This window comes from Gemmatimonadales bacterium (assembly GCA_019637315.1).
In the GTDB taxonomy this organism is placed as follows: Bacteria; Gemmatimonadota; Gemmatimonadetes; order Gemmatimonadales; family GWC2-71-9; genus SHZU01.
In genome coordinates, this window is record JAHBVU010000004.1 from 175,947 (window position 1) to 199,116 (window position 23,170).

Sequence of the window (23,170 nt, forward strand, 5' to 3'; positions counted from 1 at the left end):
GGGCTGGGGTCGGGCTAACTGTATTATACGCTTCGGTGAGCAGAAATGTTGAACCGCCTCGCCCGCGCCCCGCAGGAGGGGTACCTTGCCCAGTTCAGACTCCGGAAACCGGTCCTCGCCATGCAGATTGGCCCCGATGGCAAGCTCGTCTTCTCACCGCCGTCTCCGCGACCATGCCACCGGACAGCTACCGGAGTAGATCTTCCAGCTTGACAGACGCATCGGTCTTTTCGTCGCGGTACTTGACGATGACTGGTGCGTAGAGTGAAATGCCCAGCGCCGCGCCGACCCCATGCTTGACCGGCCGTGACCCCGGCACCACGACGGCGCCGGCCGGAATCTCGAGCGGACGATCGCCCTCGCGCCGCAGCAGCCGGTCATGCACGAGGTCGACGACGACGGTGCCACCCGTCAGAATCGTACCCGGCGCCAGGACCGCGCGTTCCCGAACGATGGTGCCCTCGTAGACCCCGGTGTTGCCGCCGACCAGGACGTCGTCCTCGACCACGACCGGCAGCGCACCCGCCGGCTCGAGCACCCCGCCGATCTGCGCACCGGCCGAGATGTGGACGCGCTTGCCGATCTGCGCGCAGGAACCGACCAGCGCATGCGAATCGACCATGGTGCCGTCGTCGACGTATGCACCGGCGTTGACGTACATCGGCGGCATGCAGACGACTCCGCGGCCGAGATAGGCGCCTTCGCGCACCGACGAGCCGCCCGGCACGACGCGCACGCCATCACCCGCGCCGAAGCGGCGGACCCCGTAGGTATCCTTGTCCGTGAACGGGAGACCGCCGGCGCCCGCGAGCTCGACCACCGCACCGAGCCGGAAGCCCAGCAGAATACCGCTCTTGACCCAGGTGTTGGCCTGCCAGGTGCCATCCGGACCCCGCGTGGCCGCGCGCACCGTACCTGCCTGCAGCGCCAGCTTGAGATCGCCGAACGCCTGCCGCGCCTCCGACTCGGCGCCCGCAGGCACGCCAGCCGCGTAACGCTCGATTCGCTCCTTCAACTCTCCCGCACCTGCCGTCATACCACCGCCTCCACCGCAAAATCGCGAAGTACGCTCTCGAGCACCGCCCGGGAACTCGCCGAAACCGGCACCAATGGTAATCGCAGCACGTTGGAAACTTTACCCATCATCGCGAGGGCGCACTTGGCCGGCGCCGGATTGCTTTCGATGAAGTTGGCGTCGATCAGCGGCAGCAGCCGATAGTGCAGCTCGCGCGCCTCGGCGAGATCGCCATCGAGGGCCAGCTTCGCCAGCCGAGTCATCAGCCCGGGAACCTCATTCGAGATCACGGAGATGATGCCGTCGCCACCGACCGCAATCAGCGGCAGCGTCAGGCCGTCATCGCCGGACAGCACCAGGAAGCCGTCAGGACGGTCCTTGATGATGCGCATCATCTGGATGATGTCGCCGCTGGCTTCCTTGACGGCCACGATTCGCGGGTGTCGAGCGAGCTCGAGAACGGTGGCCGGCGCCATGTTGACTGCCGTGCGCCCGGGCACGTTGTAGAGAATGATCGGCCGCGAACTCGCCTCGGCCACCGCCTCGAAATGGCGGAGCATCCCGGTCTGGGTCGGCTTGTTGTAGTACGGCGCGGCACTCAGAATGCCGTCGACACCGGCGTCGCACATGGCACGGGTCTCGGCAACCGCCCGCGCGGTATCATTGCTCGTCGCGCCAGCCACGACTGGCACCCGACCCCGGGCAGCTTCGACCACCGTCCGCGCCACCGTTAGGCGCTCGTCGTCGCTCAGCGTTTGCGCTTCGCCGGTCGAGCCGCAGGCCACCAGGAAGTTGATGCCATCGGCAATCTGCCAGTCGACCAGGCGACGCAGCGCCGGCAAGTCGAGGGAGCCGTCCAGCTCGAAGGGGGTTACCAGCGCGGTGCCGCAACCGCGAAATGCGCTCATCGTTCGTCTCCAAAGAGGACGTGTTCAAACTGATAGATGCCGATCCGGCCGGGAAGCCATTCGGCCGCCGTCACCGCACCGACCGCAAAGACGGCGCGGTTGCGGGCGCTGTGCGTCAGGGTCAGCGTCTCATGCTCTCCGTCGATTTCCAGCCGATGCAGCCCGGGTATTGAGCCCAACCGCTCCGAGGTGATGGGGTACGGGCGGCTGGGGTCGCCGGCGCGGACCGCAGCCTGCAGGGCCAGACCAGTCCCCGAGGGCGAGTCGAGCTTGCGACGATGATGCTGCTCGAAGATCGCTGCGTCGAACTCCGGTCGACCCGCCAACGCCCGCCCCAACTCGCGCGCCGCCCGAAACATCAGATGCGCACCTATCGAGAAGTTCGCCGCGTGCAAGAGCGCACCCCGCCGCGCGGCGACGAGCGCCTCGAGCGCCGGCAGTTCTTCACGCCAGCCGGTGGTACCGGTCACCACCGGGATGCCGAGCTCGATCAGACGGTGCAGGTTGGCCACCGCCGCCCCGGGTTGCGTGAACTCGATCGCCACCTCGGCGCCGTTCAGCGTTGGAGCCGACAGGCCGGCTCCGTTGACGTTGTCGGCCTCGCCGATCCGCGCCACGACCTGATGTCCCCGACGTTTTGCCTCGGCAATCACCGACTCGCCCATCCGCCCGAGACCGATTACGGCAATCCTCATGCGGCCACCTCCGGAAAGAACTCGCGATGCAGCAGTTGAACGGCGCCGACAGCCTGATCCTCGCGAATCACGAAGGTCATGTTGATGGCCGAGGCGCCCTGCGAGATGACTTCGATGTTGATGGGATTGACCGCGGAGAAGATGCGACCGGCGATACCTGGTTCGGTCCGAAGACCGATACCGACAACGGCCACGATGGCCCGACCACTGGCGGTCGTTACGTCGCCCAAAGTACCGAGGTCGCGACAGAGCGCCTCGAGGCGACTCGGGTCGTCGATGGTGAGCGAGACGCTGACCTCGCTCGTCGCGACCACGTCGACCGAGATGCCATGCCGCTCAACCGCCTCGAACAGCTTGCGCAGAAATCCGACGGCATCGAGCATCCCGGTTGCCCGTACGTTGATCAGCGTGATGCCCTTCTTCCACGCAATCGATCGCACCGGCGACCCCTCGATCGGCAGAACGGAGGCGCCAGCCAGGATCGTGGTGCCCGGACGTCCCGGCGCAAACGAGTTGAGAATGACGCAGGGAATCCGGGCGTGGATCAGGGGAGCGTACGTGGAGGGGTGAAGCACCTTGGCACCGAAGGTCGCGAGCTCGGCAGCTTCGTGGTGGCTCGCGACCTCGATCAATCTCGCGTTCGGTACGACGCGCGGATCGGCCGTCATCAGCCCATCCACGTCGGTCCAGATCTCTACGCGCTCCGCACCGAGTGCTGCACCGAGCAGTGACGCCGAGTAGTCGGAGCCGCCCCGCCCCAGCGTGGTCGGACGACCGTCGGCGGTCGCGCCAAGGAATCCCTGCGTGACGGGAACGACTCCGGCCTCGACGATCGGGCCGAACACGGCAGGGGCCGCCTGATCGAGAACCTGCCGGTCGACAACCGCTCGTCCAAAGCGTGCGTCCGTTCGCATCACCGTTCGGACGTCGATCCATCGTGATGGAACACCGGCAACCGTCATTGCCGCCGCTACCAGGTGGGAGCTCCACAGTTCACCATATGAGACGATTGCGTCGCGCACTGGATCGACGGCGGCACCGTCCGCCAAGCTGTCGAGCTGAGCCTCGATCGAGGCAACATCAGCCTCGAGCACGCCCTCCAGCGCATCAGGAACGCCAAGCTCGGCCGCAGTGCTCCGATGGCGGGCAGCGATCTCGCTCAAGCGGGTCCGGGCGCTCTCGCGATCGCCCCCGGTGGTTCCCTCGACGAGCCCGAGCAGGGCGTTCGTCACGCCCGACATGGCCGATACGACAACGACAGGGCGCGAGGCGAGGCGCCCATGGACGATCCCGACGAGTCGTTCGATGGCCGCGCGATCGCCTACGGACGTCCCGCCGAACTTGCAAACGATCATAAAAAAACCCGCCACACGATTTCGTGCGGCGGGGCTCCGGTGGTCAGACCTGCGTTTGACTAAGCCGAATGCCCTCCGCACGGGCCGCACTTGGGCCCGCGCTTCTTCGCCCCGGCCTTGAGGGCCGAGGTGAGAGCAGCGATCCGGTGCGCTACAGCAGAGAGCGGGGTCATGTTTTGAAGCTTAGTGTCCTGATTTCTTTAACACAAGCTGGGTTGGTGTTTGGGGAGTGCAGTGCGCCGTGCGGTGGTGCCTGGCGCAGCAGTCGCGCGTGCAGGGTTGGGATGGTGGAACGGCGAGGGCGCCGACTGAGGCGCTGGCGGCACCACCGCACGGCGCACTGCACTCCCCCCTCGCTCGCGTTCCTAAGGCAGGACTTCCCTGCTCACTATACCCGACGGCGCGGCGCACCCTCTCGCAGCGTTGGTTGCGGGCCGGGGACGGGGCCGCCAGCGCCTCAGTCGCCCCCCCGCCGCTCCACCATCTCACCCGACCTCGCGCGACTGCTGCGCCAGGCCCCGCCCCCGGCCCGCAACCAACGCCCATCCGAGATCTCAACGCGTCACGACGTCGTTCCAGTTGAGCAAGGTATTGAAGACCATGCCAAACTCCCCGTGGTTCTGCCAGCGGTAGATCGGGTTGTTCGAGAAGAGCACCACGCGGCCGTTGCCGTAGCGAGCGCGCGGAATGTCGACGACGAACGGGCGCGCCTTGAGCGAATCGGCGCCGATCATCAGGCCGGACAGCACGGCCGCATCACCGCCGACATAGCGGGCCACCACGTTGTCCTCATGCGCCACACCGACGCGGAACGGTTGCCCGCCGACGTATTTGACCGGGAGGGTCTTGCCGGCGTAACCGTAAAAGATCGGGTGATCCGTGCGCACGATTTCGCCCTGAATCAGCGGTCGGCGCGCGGTCAGGCCCGGCACCGTCACCCGCTCGACCGTGCCGGCCCAGCCGAACTCGATCGGGAGGCGCGCTGCATCGCCGATGGCAATCAGGGTACCGCCGGCCTCGAGAAATGCGGCAAAGGCGTCGACACCCGCCTGGCCAAAGCCACCCGTAATGTCGGGTGACTCGCCGTACATGCCGAGGAACTGGTACTTATCGCTCTTCTGGTAGGGCACCGGCTTCAGGTTTGGCTGCCGCATCACCGCCGTGCGGCTGAGATCCTGTTCGGCAGTGAAGATCACATCGTACTTGGCACGCAGACCTCCCTGCACCACCTGCTCTTTGTAGATCAGGTCGAAGGGAATCTCGAACTTGTCGAAGGTGAACCGATACCAGCCGAGATTCTGGGTTCCGGTCCACTGCGAGTACACGGCGATCCGCGGCAGATCCGCCTCATGCGCGGGCACGTCGGGAATGCTCGACAAGCTCGCTGCGGTCAAACCGAGCGACTCGACTGCGGACCGCACCGCAGCGGCGTGGGCGGTGCCCGTCACCAGAAACGATCCGGCCGGGAACTCGACGCCGTCGACCGTGAAGGCGCGCTGAGCCACCTTCATCGGCACGTCCCGCAATCGGTAGCGGAAGGTGATCATGTTGTTGGAGCCGAGATGCGCCACAGCCATGCCAGCCGAGCCGCTGCCGGTGACCGTCCCTTTGAGGGTAACCGTGGTAACCGGGGTGGTCGCGACCTTGAGAATCGACGCGTCGGCCACTTCGACAACATCGAGACCCATGGCATAACCCATGGTCCAGCCGCTGTCGTCGTAGGTGGTGAGCCGCGGATCGGGAAACTGCTGCTTCTCGAGCAGGTTCTTGGCCAGTCGACCGTACGGCTGGTCTCGCTTGATGACATACGACCCGGCGGGATAGCTCACCGTATCGACCTTGAAGGCCTGGCGCGCAATCCCGACTTCGATCCGCTGGGCCCGCAGGATGTTGACCAGTTCGGCCGCCCGGGTCATGTCCCGCTGCACCGGAATCACGTAACCGAAGGGCGCCTTGGTCTTGCCCTCTTCGATGGAGTTCTTCGTCTTGACGTAGAAGTTCTCGAGAATGGTCGCCGGGAACATGGCCGCGAGCTGCAGCGCCGAGATAACGCCGGTCTGCATGTAATTGGCGTTGGCGCGACGGGTAAAGTTGGCCGAGTCTTCCGGACCAATGGGAATGCCACGGTACCACTCGCGCTCCTGTGCGCCGCCTCGACCGGTCGGGATTCCTCCAGGTCCGGTCGTGGTCGCGATCCGTGCCGCGCCCGCCCGACCACGCGCCGAGTCGGCTTTGGCTGAGTCCGGACGCGGTGCCGGTCGCTCGACGTTGTCGAGATCACGACCCGACTGCGTCTCGTACATCTTCATCAGGCCGTTGTGATTGTAGGCCACCGACCCGAGGTACCCGGGCGACCATCCGTCCATGAAGGCGTGGGTGTAGACGCCCGGCATGCCGTACTTCGTCATCTGGGCCATTTCCCAGTTGGCAAACCACGGCAGCTCTGCAAACAACAGCGGATCGAGATTCGGATTCTGGGGCGCCGCACCGCTGTAGGTGTACAGCAGCGGCAGCGTCTCATGCAGATCGTGCATGATCGGCGGATAGGCGGTGAAGTACCAATCCACCAGGGCCCGCATCTGCATCAGCGACAGATTGATGTCACGATTGTTGTCGTGATAGGCATAGCGGCCCCAGTACGGCACCGCGGGCGTGATCCGTCGGGCCAGCTGACGGACGCTGTCCCGCACAGCCTCGCTGGCCCGCATCGTATCGGGCGGCGGCGGCCGCAGTGGATTGTTGAGCCCGGCCTCGAGGTTCCGGTGGAACCAGTCGACGTTGCGATCTCGGCCATCTGCATCCGCAGCAGGCGTGATCGAGACGATCAGGTTCGCGCGGATCTGCGAGATGATCGGCGAGGTTTCCGTGGCAAGCCGGTAGACCAGCTCCATCAGCATCTCGGACGGTCCGGTCTCGCCGCTGTGCAAGCCACCCATCAGGTGATAGTGCGGCTTGGTTCGCTTGATCAGCGCGGCAATGTCCGCGTCGGTCCTGCCGCGCGGATCGGCAATCACGGCCAGATTGCGTTTGTTGGCATCCAGCGTCTTCATGTTCTCTTCCGAGCTGACCCAGACCACCACCAGCTCACGCCCCTCGTCCGACCGGCCGATCGTTTCGATCCGAACGCGGGGCGTCGCCGCGGCCAGCGCGCGGTAGTAGCGGAGCTGGTCGGCGTAGTAGGTCAGGCGCTTCGGAATCCCGATGTGGTATCCCAGAATGTCGCGCGGAGTCGGAATGCCGGGAACCAGCGGAAGATGGTCGACCAGCGGGCTGCCGAGCCGCAGGTTGGGCAGCCACTCGCGGTAGCTCTTCTCGAAGGTTGGATCCTGCTTCTGATTCGGATCGCGCGTGTCGGTGGAGGTCTGCTGGGCGGTGAGAGACGACACCAGGAGCGTACAGGCAAATGCCGCCGCTCCGGCAGTCGCACGGACCGTTCGGAGGTTCATGGGTGCTTTCCCGGAGGATGTGACGTCGACGAGCTACTGTATTCTACGCGCGAACCAGCGGTGATGCTGACTCAGCGCGCCCCGCCGGTTGCGACGACACGGCCGTCGACCGCATCGATGTAGAGGTCAGCCGTGCCGGCCGCATCGGCAAAGCCGACCCGCCAGGCCAGCCGATGGTCGGGGTCAGCCAGCTCGAGCGGGCGCACGAAACAGAGTGCAGGAGTTCCGGGCACCATGGCCGGATCGAGAGCCCGTTCGGTCCGGGCGGCCAGCGCCAGTCGCAGCGCCTCCTCCGCGCTCAGGCTCGCAACGGCCGGCGGCAGCGACGGTGCCCAACGTGTTCTGACACCGATCGGGCGCCCCAGTTCGGCGTGCACCTCGACCTGGTGAAAGTCGCCCTCGACGGGGACTCCCTCGGCGCGGTGGCGCCAGGTCACTTGCCACGATCGCACCGGGTCGCCCTGACCGATCCGCCTGGCCCTGGGGTCGCTCGCGCCGGCCGGCGGGGGTGCCGCTCTGGCTGCTGCCGCGATCAGCGACGCGATCGGCAGCGACCGCCGCGCCGGCGGGTCGGCCAGGCGGGCCAGCGACCATCCGACGATCGGCCCGCCTGGGCCGTCGATCTCGACCGCGGCCGCGGACCAGTGACGCCAGGTGGCCAGCCGAACCTGACGCCCGCCACCGTAGCCTTCAACATTCTTGAGCGCCAGCACGAGGTACCGATGCGCTGGCTTGGGCCGAATTCCGGCGCGACGGAGCCGGGATTCGAACAGTTCCAGCATCGCCAGGCGCGCACGATACTCGATGGCGCCGTCCGACACCTCGAACGCCCGGCCGCTCAGCACCTGAATCACCCGGTGCGAGGCTGGCTCGACCCAGGCGCGCACGGCGCCCGCTCGGCCCCGGATCGCGGCACGGACTCGGACCTCATAGGTCCAGCCCAGCGGATCGAGAAAGACCGGTCGCTGCTCCCGCACCTCCGCACGGGCCAGCTCGAGTTCAGCGATGACGGCCTGCCCGACCTCCGGGCCAGGCGCGGATGGCCTCGTGGGGGCACCGAGCCGACCGTCGTCGCGCCAGCCCACGAGGCCGTCCTCCCGATCGAAGAAGACCACGACATCGGGACCTGAGGCCAGCACCGACAGATCGATGCGCCGAACCGGCGCCAGCGCAGGGTGCAAGCTGCGCTGCTCGGTCTCGTAGGCCAGGATGCGCCGCCCGACCGGCTGGCCGTCAGGCAGGCGCGCCTCGATGGCTTTCTCAGCACGTACCCAATCCGGGTCGGGGCCGGACCGCGGGCGGCGGGGCTCGGTTGGCTCAGGCAAGGGCCGTCTCGCCGTGATCCGGGCGCATCGGTTCGAAGCTCATCCGCCGGTCCGCAGACCTCAGCCGAGGCTCGTAGTCCACCGGGTCGCCGGTGCGAGCCAGTTCGGCATAGACCTCGACGAACCGCTCGGGGTCCCACTCGTCCTGCCCCATGTCGATCCCGGTCTCCTGGATCCAGCGCCGAAACAACCGGCTGACGAACGAGGCGTTGACCTGACCGTCGACGGAGTAGACCCAGCCGTGCGAGTACCGCGTGCCACTCGCTGCGTACCAGCCGATCAACCCGTCGTTGACCGCCGTGCGACAGCCGCCGATGTAGTGCAGAAATCGCGGCACGGCATCGGCCTCGATGCTGACGGCTCCGTCGGCCAGCTGCCGATTGGGCCCGCGGGTCCCGACCTGGACATAATCCGGATCCGACGGTTGCCGATTGTGACGATTCATCAGCATGACACCGTTACCCACCATTGGAATGGTTCGGTACGGACTGGCGTTGCCGCAGCCAGGCTGAATCGGCCAGGCATAGGCTGCATGGTGCTCAACCGCCTCTGCTTCCGCTTCGGCGCTCAGGTATCGGTCGGGACAGACGAGACCATCGGGCGGGAACCCCGAATGCGGATGGTCGATCGGCTGACCGTTCCTGGTCGGGTGGTCGGCGTGCCAGCAATCGACGTATGCGTGCCCGATGTGGACCACGATGTATCGGTTGCGCGTCTGGCGATGATACTCTGCCGCCGTCGTCATCGGGTTGGTCAGGACGGTGGCGTGGAAGTACTTCGAGCGGCGGTTCATGACCTCGCCGATTTCGCGCACCGCGGGCACCCGGTACGGGTTGTCCCTCGACGCAGCATAAATCAGACACATGAAGCGCATGTGGAGCGCATCGCGCTCATGGGCCCGGTAGTCGCGCTCGCTGACCGGGATCCAGCGATCGCTCTGTCCGATCTGAACCCAGAGCGCGTAAAAATTGTTGCCGGGGTACTTCCAATGCTCGGCATGGTTGCCGAAGACGACCTTGGGATCGCGACCACCGACTTTGACGCTGCCGCGACGTACCGTGCCTGGTTCGATTCCGGGCTGCGCGGCGGCATCCCGCCCGGTGTAGTCATAGATCCTGTCGTGGGCCGGATCGTCGACCTCGACGATCCGTGCCACGAGAAATCGGACCGGGGTACCGTCAGGAACGTTCTTGAGCTGCAGGTCGACCGTGGTTTCACCACGCGCCGGCTCGTTCGGATCGCCGGCGGGAAGCACCGACTGATCCGCCCAGCGAGCGCGTACTACGATATCGATCGGTACCGTCGCAGCAGCGGTAGCCGTGGTGCCCTCGTCGTCCGGGCCGGGCGGTTCGTCGACATCCCGATTCCAGACCTCCAGCCGAACCCAGACCGGTGCATCGAGCCCGGAGATCCGCTCGCCGCCACCCAGCTCACCGGACCAGCGGCGCTCCTCGGCCAGGCTGTGGGCGCCCTGGGTCCACTCGTCGGGCCGCAATGCAATGGTATGCAACGCGGTGGTGTCGGGCTCACCATCCGGAGCCGCCAGCTGCTCACCGACCTCACCACCGACTGCCAGCTCCGTACCAGCCGACTCGGCGCCGTCCCCTGCCTCCCCATCGTCCTCTGCGTCAGAGCTGTCAGACGCGCGCTCGACTGGCGGGCAGCGGTAGAAGCTCAACCGCCCGCGCCGGATCTGTGCATTGGGGTCGAAGACCCGGTAGTTGAGCGCGAGACGGTCCGTCGAAGGATCCCAACGCTCCGGCCCGCGCAGGTCGGCCACCGAGAAACCAGCCACCCGAATCTCGGTTTCACGCCCGGTGCCCACATCGTCGGCAAGTGGGGCGGACGGTTCTCCAGGCTCGTCGGTCATCGCCGAGCCCGATCGGGAATCGAGGTGAATCGAGCTATCCCGCCGCTGCGCGCCAAGCCATCGAACCGAACTCGGCCGTCCCGATCCGTCCGCCCTTCGAGCGTTTCACCGGTGTCGAGTTCGATCCGGACATCCTGGTCGGGAACAGGATCGCCCGCCTCATCCTTGAGGATCACGCCGAGCCAGGTATCGGGTGGATCGTCGGGGAGGACCGGGCCGGGCTCCGTTGCCGGGCGCGGTCCGGTACGGCAGGGGGCGCACGCCGACCCGCCGCCAGGCGGAGCAAGTGCGTCGGCCTGCGCCTGCGAAATCTGAAGCGTCATCGGAGTGCTCCGCCTAACGACACATGGCGGTCGCCGATTCGCTGCCAGAGCAGCTCACAGGAACGGTCGGGACGACCGATCGCAAACGCGTCGACCGGGCCGAAGAAGCCAGGGAGATCGACCTCGGGCGCCGCGAGGTAACTCGACAGCACGCGCGGATCGTAGAATCGGAAGTACCAGGACTCGTTGGTCGGGCTCTCGATGATCAGGAAACGGCGGAAGTGACGGTAGAGCGCCTCGAAGCCTGCACCGGACAGCACCAAGGCGCCCCACGGCTCGTCCCACAGCACCTCGCGAATCCAGCCAAGGGTATCGGCATCGACGCGGTACAGATATGGCGCGATGGCCCACAGCTCTTCTTCGGCGCGCCCCCGATAGAGCGACCGGGCGCTCCCGGGGTCGGTCTCTCGGCAACGGATCGGAACCGCAGGCTGGTCGCACGCATCGACGAGCGCGTAGAGGCGGCCGGCTTGGGACCACCGGTCGACAACTGTCGGCGCAATCTCAGTCCGCTGTAGCGTGGTCACCTTGAGAATATGCGTCGGCGGCGGGCAGGGCGGCAACGCCGCGGGGCTCGCCCGTTTCCGTTGCGATTCGGCTACCGGCTCGGTACCTTCCGCCCTATTGAGTATCTAGAGGTCACCATGGCTGGGGACAAACTCGACCTGCTGCAAGGCACGCTGGATCTCATCGTGCTCAAGCTGCTGCAAGGCGGACCAGCCAACGGCTGGCAGCTGACGCAGACGATTCAGCTCGTCTCGCGCGGAACGCTCGACGTCAACTACGGCTCGCTCTACCCCGCCCTCCGCCGACTCGAGGCCAAGGGCATGGTCAGCGCCGAGTGGGGGCCAAGCGAGAACAATCGCCGGGCGCGGTTCTATAAGTTGACGCCAGCCGGGCGGAAGCAGCTGGCCAAAGAACGCGCCGACTGGGAGCGATTCACCGGCGCACTCGGCCTGATCCTCGCGACCGAGTGATCGGCTACGCCACTCCAAACAGGGATGTCAGGTTCTCGAGATCCTCGGGGTCGAAGAGGCGCCACCCCTGGGCGAGGAATCGAAGCAGTTCGTCCTCGGTCGGATAGCTGTGGTATCGACCCGCCGCCGGATCCTGCGGTTCCGCAGCAACTGTCTCACCCCGCTCCAGCCGTTCGACCGCGTCCGCGACCAGCCGCACGCCCAGCGGATAGAGCGACAGCACGTGCCAGAGGAGCGATCGGCTCCGGTCGACCGGTCGCCGCGCGGTTGCAATGATTCCGCCCTGATCGATTTCCGGACTGTCGATCCAGTGGAGGGTGCAGCCAACCTCGGTGTCGCCGGCCAGGAGCGCACGAAAGGTGGCCAGCACACCTCGGTAGGCAGGCAAGAGCCCCGAATGCAGGTTGAGCACGCCACGTGGCGGAATCGCAATCGCCTCGTGCCCCAGAATGTGGCCGAAGCGGATCGAGATGAAGAGATCCGCGTTTGCCCCGCGCAGGGCGTCGAGCCCCGCGGGTGATCGGGCGGACGAGAGAGTCCAAACCGGAACCCCGAACCGGCGTTCGAAGCTGTCGAAACCTGTGAGGGCACCCTCGGGCAGCGACCGGTGCTCCGCCAGGGGGAATACCAGCCGGTTGAAGAGGGTCTGCTCGACGTAGCCGAGCTGACCGAGGGCCCTGGCCCGGCCGCCCGCAGGCCCGCCAACGCGCTCCGACTGAAAGACCCCGACCAGTCGCTGGCCCAGCAGGGGGCACAGCAGGTTGAGTGCGAGGCAGCTCTGGACATCCTGGTTGAGCAGCAGGGCGATGCGCATTCCGCAAGATACCGGCACCTTCCCGTGGTCGAAACGCAGACATGACAGCACCTGTCGGCGGCAGAGTACAGCAGACGAACTCCCTCCAGTGCCCTGGATCTGGGCCTTGCCGCTACTTTTCCAGATCCATCTCGCACGCCGGAGCCACTCGATGCCTCACCACCGCCCCCGCCGGGGATACCTCGGCGCGTCACTGATCGCGCTGCTGGCCGTCGCGACCGCAACATCGCTTGACGCGCAGCCCAAACCCGACAGCGCCTGGTCGATCGAGAAGATTCATGGGCCAAGTCTCCCCTTTGCCGTGACCCTCGATGAGGGAACCTGGATGTCACTCGATCTGTCGCCCGACGGGCGGACCATCGTCTTCGATCTCCTGGGCGACCTGTACACCATGCCGATCACGGGCGGAACAGCCACCCGGATCACTCAGGGCCCGGCCTTCGATCAGCAGCCGCGCTTTTCGCCTGACGGCAAGCGGATCGTCTTCGTCTCCGATCGCTCCGGCTCGTCCAATCTCTGGTTCGTCGAGCCCGATGGCTCGAATCCGAGGGCCCTGACCACCGACCGCGCCTGGGGCTTCTCGTCACCGGTGTTCACGCCGGACGGCGACTACGTCATCACTCGTCGCGCCTCGCTCAACGATCAGGGTTCGGGCATCACCCTTTTCATGTACCACGTCGACGGCGGGGGTACCGGGGTCGAGCTCTTCAAGGGAGAGAACGCGCCGGCAGGTCCCGCGCTCTCGCGTGACGGGCGCTGGCTCTACTTCTCGACCCGACAGCCCTTCGATCGCGGCGGCGCCGTCATCAAGCGGTTCGATCGTCACACCGGCCGGATCCTGCCGCTCACCTCGGGATACGGTGGCGCCGTCCGCCCGGCGGTCAGCCCCGACGGCCGGACCCTCGTCTTCGGGCGACGCATCGATGCGCAGCAGGTGCTGGTATTGCGCGACCTCGAAACCGGCGCCGAGCGGGTGGTTTATCGCGGCCTCGACCGCGACGAGCAGGAAACCACCGGATCTGCCGACTTGCTGCCCGGCTACGCCTTCACACCCGACGGGTCCGAGGTCATCGTCTCGGCCCGCGGCAAGTTCCGTCGCATCACGCTCGCCACCGGCGCAGAGCAGCTCATTCCCTTCTCGGCACGCTTCGAGCAGACCCTGACCGAGCGAGTCATGGTCGCCTCGCGGCTCGACGACGGCCCGGTGCCGATCAAGCTGCTTCGCTGGCATCATGCCTCACCCGACGGGCGGCGGATTGCCTTCAGCGCAGCCGGACAGAACTACCTCTACGACGTGGCCAGCCGGCAAACCCGCCAGGTCGGCAGCGGGTCGGGCCACCAGTTCTCTCCCGCCATCTCGCCGGACGGCCGCTGGATTGCCTGGGTCGACTGGCGCGACTCGACCGGTGGGCACGTCTACAAAGCCCCGATCGACGGCGGCACCCCGGTTCGCCTCACCACCCGGGCGGCGCACTACGTCAACCCTGCCTGGTCCGCAGATGGGCGGAAACTCGTGGTGCTGCAAGGCTCGGGCGGTGAGTTCCGCGGCGACCGTGGCACCGAAAGCCTCTACTACGAAGTCCGCTGGCTCGATGCGACCACCGCGGGCCCGGCGCATTTCGTCACCGCGTTTCCGAAGCGCGGCATCCGGCGGCAGATCGTCCGCCCCAAGTTCGACCCGACCGGCACCCGGATCTACTTCTCCGAGAGCGAAGGCGGCTCGAACCTGATACCGCGGTCGACCGACCTGATCTCGGTCGCGCTCGACGGCACCGACCGGCGGATTCACCTCCGCTTCCTGTTTGCGGATGATCTGATACCCTCGCCCGACGGCAAGTGGGTTGCCTTTACCGAGCAACACAACGTCTACGTCGTGCCGCTGCCGGTGGCGGGGTCCACACCGGTCGAGGTCCGACTCGACGGAGGCGTCCTCCCGGTGCGCCGGCTGAGCCAGGAGGGTGGGGCCTGGGTCGACTGGGCCGCCGACGGCAACAGCATCACCTGGGGCTGGGGGCCGAACTTCTATCGTCTCCCGCTCGAGCGTGCCCGGCTGACCAAGGGTACCGCGGCCGCCGATACCGTTCACATCGCGCTGACCGCGCCGAGGCTTCGCCCCACCGGCCAGGTCGCGCTGCGCAACGCGCGAATCATCACCATGGGCGCCGCCGGCACCATCGACCGCGGTGACATCGTGGTCGAGGGCGGACGGATCCGAGCCATCGGCGCCTCGGGATCCGTGCCGATTCCGAGCGGCGCCACCGTGCTCGACATCAGCGGCAAGACGGTCATGCCGGGTATGATCGACCTCCACGCCCACTACTACGACGAGGACACCGAGCTGCTGCCCGAGCGCGACTGGGCTCTTGCCGCGCAACTGGCGTATGGCGTCACCACCATCCGTGACGTCTCCGTGCGCAGCCAGACGGTGTTCACCCTGGCCGAAATGGTGGAAACCGGGCGGATGATCGGCCCGCGCATCTTCAGCACCGGCGACATCATCTGGGGCTGGAACGCGCCCTTCGCGAGCCCGGTGGCCAGCCTGGACGACGCCCGCCGCCAGGTGCGCCGCCTCAAGGCACTGGGTGCCACGCTGGTCAAGCAGTACATGCAGCAGCGGCGCGATCAGCGTCAGTGGGTGGTGCAGGCCGCACGGGAGGAGGGCCTGATCGTGACGCCCGAAGGCGGGGGCCAGACCTTCTTCGACCTCACCATGGTGATGGACGGGCACAGCGGGATCGAGCACGCCATTCCCACGGCGCCTCTCTATCGCGACGTGATTTCACTGTTTGCTGCCGCGAAGACCGACTACGTCCCCACCCTGATCGTGGGCTACGGCGGACCGACCGCGGAGACCTATTTCCACCAGAAGTACGACGTCCATGACGACGCCAAGCTGCGCCGCTTCACGCCCCACCTCTACCTCGACGAAAAGGCCCGACGCCGGGCGCTGCTGCCCGAAGAGGACTATCACTTCATCGACGTGGCCAAGGCCGCGGCCGCCATCCTCAAGGCCGGCGGCAACGTCGGGCTCGGTGCGCACGGCAACCGCCAGGGGCTCGGCGCGCACTGGGAGCTCTGGGGCTTGGCACTGGGCGGGCTGACGCCGCTCGAGGCGCTGCGCACCGCGACGGTCATTCCCGCCGCGGCCATGGGCCTCGACCGCGACATCGGCTCACTGGAGACGGGCAAGATGGCCGACCTCGTGATCCTGGATGCCAACCCACTAGACGACATCAGGAACACGGAGCGGATCAGTCACGTCATGAAGGCGGGTGTCCTGCGCGACGGCAACACGCTCGACGAAGTGTGGCCGGCGCGCCGACCGTTCGGCACGTTCTACTGGCAAGGCTACGGCGCGGTGGTGCGCTAGGCGGTGGCGGGGCGGTTGCCGACAGGCAGCCGCCCCGCACCGCTAGGTGTTGTCCTTGATCGTCGTCGATGCACCGTTCGCTTTGACGGAGCTGATCCCCCCCTCACGCGAATCGGTCGAAGCATACATCTGGCTCGTACCGATGACCTGGGAGTTCGCCGCCTTCAGGTTGAAGTAGAACTTCCCGTTCGACGCCGTGTTCCGCTCGTAACGTTCATCCGCCCCGCAATTCACCTGAACCGACGCGATGCCGGCTTGTGCCGACGCCTTGGCCTTGTAGAGTTCGCTGCTGAGAATGACTTCGCCATTCGCAGCCTTCAGCACGAACTTGAACTGTCCATCCGCACTCGTATCCACCTCATACCATCCGGCCATGGTCACCCCCTGTGAAATGCGTTCTCATCACCCGCCAATGGGAATGACCCAGCGGGTCGATCCGCCCGGACCATTCACCAGGCCCGGAACCACGCTTCCCGATCGTGCTCCGCACCACCGCCCAATCTATGGTAGAATGCGGGCTCAGGGCACCGCCGCTGCCAAGCCCGGCGGGTGAAGCCCACACACGACCCGCCCGCGAAGCGCGACCCGCCGAGTATATTCCAACCTCCTCCCCGCGCGCGGCGACACGACCCATGCATCACTCCCGATTCGGAACCAGAACTCTGACCCGCCTCATTGCCATCGTCTGGGCAAGCGGACTGCTGGTTGCCTCCGTGTCGGCACAGCAGCCAGGGCTACCGACCAGTCTGACTCATGAGGCCGTCGTTGCACGCATCGCAGACCTGCGGAAGATCACCACCCCGAACGGGATCGAAGCGCTCGAAGAACTCGAGATCGACGGCACCCGGCAGTGGATCTCGATCCGCGGTCGCGACCGCGCGAATCCGATCCTGCTGATGATTCACGGCGGCCCCGGCAGCCCGACGATGCCCGTCAGCTGGGCATTCCAGGGTCCCTGGGAGGACTACTTCACCGTGGTGCAGTGGGACCAGCGCGGCGTCGGCAAGAACGCCCTCACCGCCGACCATGCCGCTCTCGCCCCGACGCTCACGGTCGAGAGCTCGGTGGCCGACGCCGAGGCGGTGGTGGCGCATCTGCGGAGGCGGCTGGATCAGGACCGCGTCGTCGTGATGGGATACTCCTGGGGCTCGATCGTCGGCAGCCTGCTGGCACAGCGGCGTCCCGAATGGCTCTACGCCTACGTCGGCGTTGGTCAGGCGAGCTATCGGGGTGACGACTACCTCTTCACTCGGCTGATCGAGCTGGCCACCGCTGCGCGCAACCAGGAGGCGCTGGCCGAGCTGCGCACCATGGCGCCGTATCCGAACGGAGTGCCGCCGGTTCAGAGCGTGGTCACCTCGCGGAAGTGGGCCCGGCACTTCGGTGGCGCCTGGTACGGTCGCACCGACTTCGGTCCCTACTCATCCGCACCCGATTGGGCTCCGGAGTACAGTGATGCGGAGCGAGCCGCCATGGACCGCGCTTCGGGTTGGGCCACCGTGACGCTGCTCGCCGAAATGTTCAGCCAGCGGCTCGACACGCTGCCACCGTTCAAAGTGCCGGTGGTGGTTCTGATGGGGCGACACGATCTCCACACCCCGCATCAGCCAGCTCGCGAGATGTATGATCGGCTCGAGGCGCCGCGCAAGCGCTTCATCACGTTCGAACTGTCGGCCCATGTGCCGATGATGGAGGAGCCGGGCCGGTTCCTGAGGGCGCTGATCGATGAGGTTCTACCGCTGACTCGGACCGCGGCGGCGCGCAGCCCGCGTTGATCGCCCGGTGGGCACTGTTGCGGGATGCGGGTCCGATCTGTGCTACTGGACCGTGGGAATCACGCCGCCCGGCGTACCAAAGTGGGGAATCACCCCGGCCTCTCTGAGGTCCATTGCGGGCGCGGGTGTGATGAATCGAGCGTCGGCGGTAGCGTAGTAGAGGCAACCCAGCTCGTCCGGAGGCCGGCTTCGCACGAACTGATCCGCCGCCTCGACCGCTCCCAGCCAGACCTCCTTCGCGCGCACCAGGTCAAACGGCTGAGTCAGTTGCAACCGGTCGATATCCTCCGGTCGATACCGTCCACGACGTTTCAGCAGCTCGAGCAAAGAGAGCGGCGTAAAGCCGGGATCTTTGCCGCAGGCCGCCCAGACCAGCGCACCGAGCGAGAGCACCCGCTCGTGGAGGTACAGCATGTCGACGTAGTCGCGCGGCTCGTTGCGCCCGGCCAGTGCCAACACCTTGTTGACCGCGAGGTCGACGTCGTGCAGCAGCAAGCCTCCGAGACTGTCGACGACCAGCGGCATGAAACGCCAGGCTGTGTCGTGCGCCCAGTCGATTTTGGTCGACACCCCATCGTGCTGAACCGTCGCGCGAATCAGCCCAGGCTGACTGATCTCGACCTCGACTTCGAATCCGGCCGCCACCAGCACTCCTCGGTCCGCAGCAAACGTCGCGGCAACCCGGGCTTCCGAATCATGAAAGAAGTCGAGGTCGTCGCTGTACCGGGTCGAGTTCGGCGAGAAATGGATCGCGGCGCCGCCAGCCAGGTAGCGCTCGGACTGACGCCGGCCCGCCAGGGTCGACAGGATCCGGCGCTGATGCTCGGTCAGGGGCATAACCGCCGCGCCACCTCCCACGCCTCCCGATTGCCATGCTTCATCAACTGCTCGGCCACCCACTCGACATCAGCCGGACCGATCGTCAGATCAGGACGGTAGGACCAGAAACAGCTCGCGCGAAAGCGCTTGAACGCGCGCCGGGCCTCGCGGACCGCCACCATACCCTTCGCAGTTTCCGGGTCCAATGACCGACGGCTACGGGTGCCGCCCTTCCGGCCAATGGCGGCGAGGTAGTTTCGAACCTTCGACATTCCTACAACATAACCGGCTTATGATCGTTAAGCAATGTAAATCAAAGAGTTGTGTGATAAGGCGTGCCACAAACAAGACTAAAATTGGCCTCACGCCAGCTTCGGTCACGGACACCACCCACCCCTTGCGCCTCCACCGCGCCGGTGCGACCCTCAACGTTCCATGGATTTCGATTTCCTCAACGCCGAACTCGCTCGGATTGCGACCCGCTACAATGCGACCCCGCAGCCCGAGCTGCTGGGACTGTCGCCCGATCAGGTCGAAGCCCTCTTCGTTGGCGACTGGCGCACCATCGGCGCGGTCCGCCTTGCTGCGGGTCTCAACCGCGAACAAGTCAGCCGAGGCTGGTTCTTTCCGGCGGCTCTCGAACTGCTGCGGCTCGTGTCCGAGCACCGGATCGCGCCCGTCACCGCCACCGGTAACCTGAGTCGGAAGTTCGTGGCGGAAGCGCTCGAGCGACTGACCTTTCCGCCTGGTGAGCTGGAAGCGATGCGCCAGTTCAACAAGGTGATCAACGAGCCGGACGCCTGGCACTTGCTGCGCCTTCGCGAAACTCTGGTCGATGCCGGCTGGCTGCGTCGCCGCAAGGGCTTCCTCGTAAGCTCCGCAGGCCGAGCCGCGCTGGCGGCTGCGGCATCGGAACCGGGGCCTTCGTTCCGGTGGCTCTTCCTCGCGGCCGTCGGCATCACGGGGCGTTTTCTGGAGGGTGAGGGGATCCCGTTCCAGACCGGCGTGGGCCCGGCGCTCTACCTGCTCCGTCGCGAGGCGCGCGAGTGGGCCGAAGGATCATACCTCAGTCATTGCCTGCTGATTCCGTCGCTCTTCCGGGACTGCCCACCTGCGCAGCTCACGTGGATGGCCTACGACTTTGTCCTGCACCCTGCCACCGACTTCGGGCTGCTCGAGAAGCAGCCGGGTCCGACCCTGCTCGAGCCGACGCTGTATCGCGTCACGCCGCTGTTTGGAGAGTTCGTCTCGTTCCGGTTTCCCAACGATCGGGGCAGGATGTGGCAGCAGGCCAGGAGCAACTGACCAGCCCCTCCATCGAAGGGTACCGGATCGTCCGCCTGATCGGGTCGGGCGGCATGGGCTTGGTCTACGAAGCAGTTCACGAGGGCGACGGGTTCCAGCACCGCGTCGCGCTAAAGCTGATCCGCCATGGGATGGATTCCGACCGTGCCCTGCGGCGCTTTCGTCAGGAACGGCAGATCCTCGCCCGGCTCCAGCACCCCAACATCGCCACGCTGCTCGACGGCGGCATCACCGGCGACGGACGGCCGTATCTCGTAATCGAGTACGTCGACGGGACACCGTTGCTCAGCTATTGCGACTCCCGCCGTCTCGGCCTTCGGGAACGAATCGACCTGCTCCTCCAGATCGCGAGCGCGGTCGGAACCGCCCACCAGAACCTGATCGTGCATCGCGATCTCAAGCCGGCCAACGTCCTAGTCACCCCGGCGGGGGAAACCAAGCTGCTCGATTTCGGGATCGCCACGCTGCTGCGCGACAGCGGTGACAGCGGCCCGGCCACGGATGTCGGCGCCCGAGCCTATACCCCGGAGTACGCCAGCCCCGAGCTGATCCGCGGCGACCCCGTCACCGTGGCCGCCGACGTCTACGCCTTGGGCGTGACTGCCTGCGAGTTGCTGGCCGGCGCGCGTCCCTTCGGGCGCGGCGAACTCAGCGTGACGGCCTTCGAGCAGACCGTCCTGAACGGCGAGCCACCCCGACCGAGCAGCCTGGTGAACGAGACTGCCGCCCGCAACCGTCGCGAGTCCCTGACGAGCCTGCAACGGGCCCTCCGCGGCGAGCTCGACAACATCATGCTGATGGCGCTGCGCAAGGACGTCGACCGGCGCTATCCCTCGGTCGAGGCCCTGGCCGACGACCTCCGCCGCCACCTGGGCGGACAACCGGTCACCGCGCAGCCGGACCGGCTGGCCTACCGGGCCCGTAAGTTCGTCGCCCGGAACCGCGCGGTCGTCGGTCTCTCGGCGCTGGTCGCCGCGCTGCTGATCGGCGGTATCGCCGTTGCGACCGATCAGGCCCGCCGCGCCGAGGCCGCTGCCGGCGCCGCCGAGCGGGAGCGGAGCCGCGCCGAGGCCGTCAGCAGCTTCCTCGTCGAGATGTTCGCAGCGCCGGACTCGGGGCCGTCGGGTCGCCCCGTCACCGTCGTGTAAACGCTCGACGGCGCCGCGGAGCAGGCCGGACCGCGGCTCGCGAGTCAGCCAGAGCTCGAACGCGCGGTCCGGGCTACCCTGGGCCACAGCTTCCTGAGCCTGGGCAAGTACGACGACGCGAGACGGGAGTTCACCCGCGCTGCCGAGCTCGCCACGGCGCTGGGCGGGCGCACCAGCGACGACGCGCTGGCTGCGCGCAACAACATCGGCACGGTGCTGCAGCAGGCCGGCGACTGGCGCGGCGCCGACAGCGTCTGGCGCGGCATCGTGGCCGATCTCGCCGGGCAGCACCGGCGTGACAGTCTCTACGCGACGATTCTCGGCAATCTCGGCACGGCGGAATCGCAGCTCGGCCTCCTCCGCGAAGGCGAGGAGCGCCAACGCGCCGGCGTGGCCATCTGGCGGAGCATTCCCGGCGACCACAGTCTCTCTCTCGTGCACGCGCTCAACAACCTGGGCGTCAGCCTCGGCCGTCAGCAGCGCTGGGCAGCGGCGGAGTCGCTCCACCGCGAAGCGTACGGCATCGCGCGCGCACGCCTGGGTCGCGGGCATGCCGTTACGGTAGCCGCGCTCAACGGACTCGCCGGCGCGCTCGATCTTCAGGATCGCCTGGCCGAGGCCGACACGGCGTATCGCGAGGTGCTCGAGATCCGCCGCGAGCTGCTCGGCTCCGAGCATCCCGAGTATCTCTTTACGCTCTTCAACTACGCGGCCTTCCTGCTGGTGCAGGATCGCTGTGTCGAGGCCGTCACGCACGCGCGCGAGGTGTTGGAGCACCGCGGCACCACCCTCGCCGAGAGCCATCCGGGAGTCGCCAGCAGTCGGCAAACGGTCGGGCGCTGCCTCGATCGCCTACCCGGCGGCGACCGGGATGAGGCGGGCCGGGCTCTCCTGGAAAGCCTGCAGCTCCGCCGTAAGTATCTCCCCCCGACGCACTGGCTGGTTCGCGTCTCCGAAAGCGTCTACGGCGAGCATCTCGGCCTCGTCGGACGGTTCCGGGAGGCCGAGCCACTCCTCGTCGGTGCGCACCGGGGGCTGGTCGACCAATTCGGCGCCGATGCGCCGCGCGCACGCGAGGCCGCGGCCAGACTGGCCGCGTTACGTCAGCAAGCCGCGGTGGCGCGGCGTTAGGTGGGGCGCGAGCTGCGGTCGAGATCGTCGCCGTGGCGGTTCAGCACCGAGCCGGGAATCCTGCCCAGCGCTTTGGCCACGTCCTGGCGCCGGTGCACGTCGAGCTTCCGCAGCACCCGTTCGCAGAATCGGCGCGCCGTGTTCGGCTTGATGCGGAGGTCGGCGGCAATCTCCGAGTAGGTCAGCCGGTCGGCCATCAGCAGCGCCACCTGCGCTTCCCGTCGGGTCAGGCCGGCGTGATCGCAGATCTCGTCGATCCGGACCTGCATCAGGCTGGCAATCATCTCGCCGCGATTCCAGCGATCGAGGCCGCTCACGATCCGCTCGTCGGCAATCTCGAACACGCTGAGGCCGGCAAAGTCGACCGGCTTGCGGGACGGCGGGATCCCCAGGCCGGGGCCCAGGTGGGTACCGCGTGCGCGCCAACTGACGATCGATCGGGTACCGTCGGTGGTCACAAACAGGACTTCGGCCCTGAGGTCGGGAACCGCGCTGAGAAAGGCCCGGTGATAGTCCTTGAAGGCGTCACGCGTGAGCGGCTGGTCCATACCCTCGACCTTCGTCAAACATGAGGGCGCCATCAGCTCGTCGATCGCATCCCCGCGTCGACGATTCCAGACCTCCTCGAACCAGCGCGTCAGGAAGACCGCGGGGTCGGTGCTCATCAGCGCCTCGGGGGTGGGCTGACGTCCGTTTGGAACCGTGATCAGGGTTGGCCAAGCCGCCCGATACCCCGGGCGCCTCTAAATTGTGAAGCGCGATGTGGTGACGCGCAAGACGGTTACCGATCACCCCCGGTTAACATCCCCCCCTTCGGGAGCGAGCTGCATGCGCGTAGTGCAGCCTGCACCATGCGGCCGCGCGGGGGGCGTCGTAGCGTATCGACTCCTTCGG

At 66.9% G+C, this 23,170-nt stretch carries 20 protein-coding genes; 6 read left to right on the forward strand and 14 right to left on the reverse strand.

Annotated elements, in window-relative coordinates; translation table 11 throughout:
* Positions 1–187: 187 nt before the first annotated feature.
* The 9 genes from KF785_05655 to KF785_05695 all read right to left on the reverse strand — a co-directional run bounded on the left by KF785_05655 (position 188) and on the right by KF785_05695 (position 11,464).
* The gene (locus KF785_05655; GenBank protein MBX3146236.1) at positions 188–1,036 is read right to left on the reverse strand and encodes a 2,3,4,5-tetrahydropyridine-2,6-dicarboxylate N-succinyltransferase; all 849 of its coding nucleotides are present in this window, start codon (positions 1,034–1,036) and stop codon (positions 188–190) included.
* Positions 1,033–1,923 carry a 4-hydroxy-tetrahydrodipicolinate synthase gene (dapA, locus tag KF785_05660; protein MBX3146237.1) on the reverse strand — a complete coding sequence of 297 codons (891 nt, stop codon included), beginning with the start codon at positions 1,921–1,923 and terminating at the stop codon, positions 1,033–1,035. The genes KF785_05655 and dapA overlap by 4 nt, the downstream gene beginning before the upstream one ends.
* Complete coding sequence (locus KF785_05665) at positions 1,920–2,618, reverse strand: hypothetical protein (GenBank protein MBX3146238.1); 699 nt, start codon at positions 2,616–2,618, stop codon at positions 1,920–1,922. Before KF785_05665 ends, dapA begins: the two co-directional genes overlap by 4 nt.
* Entirely contained in the window at positions 2,615–3,988 is a 1,374-nt protein-coding gene (gene lysC / locus KF785_05670) for a lysine-sensitive aspartokinase 3 (GenBank protein ID MBX3146239.1), read from the reverse strand. The genes KF785_05665 and lysC overlap by 4 nt, the downstream gene beginning before the upstream one ends.
* Before the next feature lie 539 nt (positions 3,989–4,527).
* Positions 4,528–7,419, reverse strand: a complete 2,892-nt coding sequence (locus KF785_05675) for a hypothetical protein (GenBank protein ID MBX3146240.1) — start codon at positions 7,417–7,419, stop codon at positions 4,528–4,530.
* Between the two features lie 71 nt (positions 7,420–7,490).
* Positions 7,491–8,744, reverse strand: coding sequence for a PepSY domain-containing protein (locus KF785_05680; GenBank protein MBX3146241.1), 1,254 nt, complete (start codon positions 8,742–8,744; stop codon positions 7,491–7,493).
* Positions 8,737–10,614: a hypothetical protein gene (locus KF785_05685; GenBank protein ID MBX3146242.1), complete on the reverse strand. Its 1,878-nt coding sequence runs from the start codon at positions 10,612–10,614 to the stop codon at positions 8,737–8,739. The genes KF785_05680 and KF785_05685 overlap by 8 nt, the downstream gene beginning before the upstream one ends.
* Positions 10,611–10,937 carry a hypothetical protein gene (locus tag KF785_05690; GenBank protein ID MBX3146243.1) on the reverse strand — a complete coding sequence of 109 codons (327 nt, stop codon included), beginning with the start codon at positions 10,935–10,937 and terminating at the stop codon, positions 10,611–10,613. Before KF785_05690 ends, KF785_05685 begins: the two co-directional genes overlap by 4 nt.
* Positions 10,934–11,464: a DUF4123 domain-containing protein gene (locus KF785_05695; GenBank protein MBX3146244.1), complete on the reverse strand. Its 531-nt coding sequence runs from the start codon at positions 11,462–11,464 to the stop codon at positions 10,934–10,936. The genes KF785_05690 and KF785_05695 overlap by 4 nt, the downstream gene beginning before the upstream one ends.
* A 117-nt stretch (positions 11,465–11,581) precedes the next feature.
* On the opposite strand from KF785_05695, the gene KF785_05700 reads away from it, so the two are divergent.
* Positions 11,582–11,914: a PadR family transcriptional regulator gene (locus KF785_05700; protein ID MBX3146245.1), complete on the forward strand. Its 333-nt coding sequence runs from the start codon at positions 11,582–11,584 to the stop codon at positions 11,912–11,914.
* Positions 11,915–11,918: 4 nt separating this feature from the next.
* Here the strand turns inward: KF785_05700 and KF785_05705 are convergent, their stop codons facing one another.
* Complete coding sequence (locus KF785_05705) at positions 11,919–12,728, reverse strand: hypothetical protein (protein MBX3146246.1); 810 nt, start codon at positions 12,726–12,728, stop codon at positions 11,919–11,921.
* A gap of 151 nt (positions 12,729–12,879) precedes the next feature.
* On the opposite strand from KF785_05705, the gene KF785_05710 reads away from it, so the two are divergent.
* The gene (locus tag KF785_05710; protein ID MBX3146247.1) at positions 12,880–16,098 is read left to right on the forward strand and encodes a PD40 domain-containing protein; all 3,219 of its coding nucleotides are present in this window, start codon (positions 12,880–12,882) and stop codon (positions 16,096–16,098) included.
* A 42-nt stretch (positions 16,099–16,140) separates the two neighbouring features.
* On the opposite strand, the gene KF785_05715 is transcribed toward KF785_05710, so the two are convergent.
* Positions 16,141–16,479: a YegP family protein gene (locus KF785_05715; protein ID MBX3146248.1), complete on the reverse strand. Its 339-nt coding sequence runs from the start codon at positions 16,477–16,479 to the stop codon at positions 16,141–16,143.
* A 251-nt stretch (positions 16,480–16,730) separates the two neighbouring features.
* Between KF785_05715 and KF785_05720 the strand changes: the two genes are divergently transcribed.
* A complete protein-coding gene (locus tag KF785_05720; GenBank protein MBX3146249.1) occupies positions 16,731–17,873 on the forward strand; it encodes an alpha/beta hydrolase in 1,143 nt (380 codons plus the stop codon).
* A 42-nt stretch (positions 17,874–17,915) separates the two neighbouring features.
* Here the strand turns inward: KF785_05720 and KF785_05725 are convergent, their stop codons facing one another.
* The gene (locus KF785_05725; GenBank protein MBX3146250.1) at positions 17,916–18,710 is read right to left on the reverse strand and encodes a hypothetical protein; all 795 of its coding nucleotides are present in this window, start codon (positions 18,708–18,710) and stop codon (positions 17,916–17,918) included.
* Complete coding sequence (locus tag KF785_05730) at positions 18,701–18,964, reverse strand: hypothetical protein (GenBank protein ID MBX3146251.1); 264 nt, start codon at positions 18,962–18,964, stop codon at positions 18,701–18,703. Before KF785_05730 ends, KF785_05725 begins: the two co-directional genes overlap by 10 nt.
* 163 nt (positions 18,965–19,127) lie before the next feature.
* On the opposite strand from KF785_05730, the gene KF785_05735 reads away from it, so the two are divergent.
* The 3 genes from KF785_05735 to KF785_05745 all read left to right on the forward strand — a co-directional run bounded on the left by KF785_05735 (position 19,128) and on the right by KF785_05745 (position 22,276).
* On the forward strand, positions 19,128–19,997 hold the full coding sequence (locus KF785_05735) for a hypothetical protein (protein MBX3146252.1): 870 nt from the start codon (positions 19,128–19,130) through the stop codon (positions 19,995–19,997).
* Positions 19,973–21,145 carry a serine/threonine protein kinase gene (locus KF785_05740; protein MBX3146253.1) on the forward strand — a complete coding sequence of 391 codons (1,173 nt, stop codon included), beginning with the start codon at positions 19,973–19,975 and terminating at the stop codon, positions 21,143–21,145. Before KF785_05735 ends, KF785_05740 begins: the two co-directional genes overlap by 25 nt.
* Before the next feature lie 213 nt (positions 21,146–21,358).
* On the forward strand, positions 21,359–22,276 hold the full coding sequence (locus tag KF785_05745; GenBank protein ID MBX3146254.1) for a tetratricopeptide repeat protein: 918 nt from the start codon (positions 21,359–21,361) through the stop codon (positions 22,274–22,276).
* On the opposite strand, the gene KF785_05750 is transcribed toward KF785_05745, so the two are convergent.
* A complete protein-coding gene (locus KF785_05750) occupies positions 22,273–22,941 on the reverse strand; it encodes an ester cyclase (protein ID MBX3146255.1) in 669 nt (222 codons plus the stop codon). The genes KF785_05745 and KF785_05750 overlap by 4 nt on opposite strands.
* Positions 22,942–23,170 lie beyond the last annotated feature (229 nt).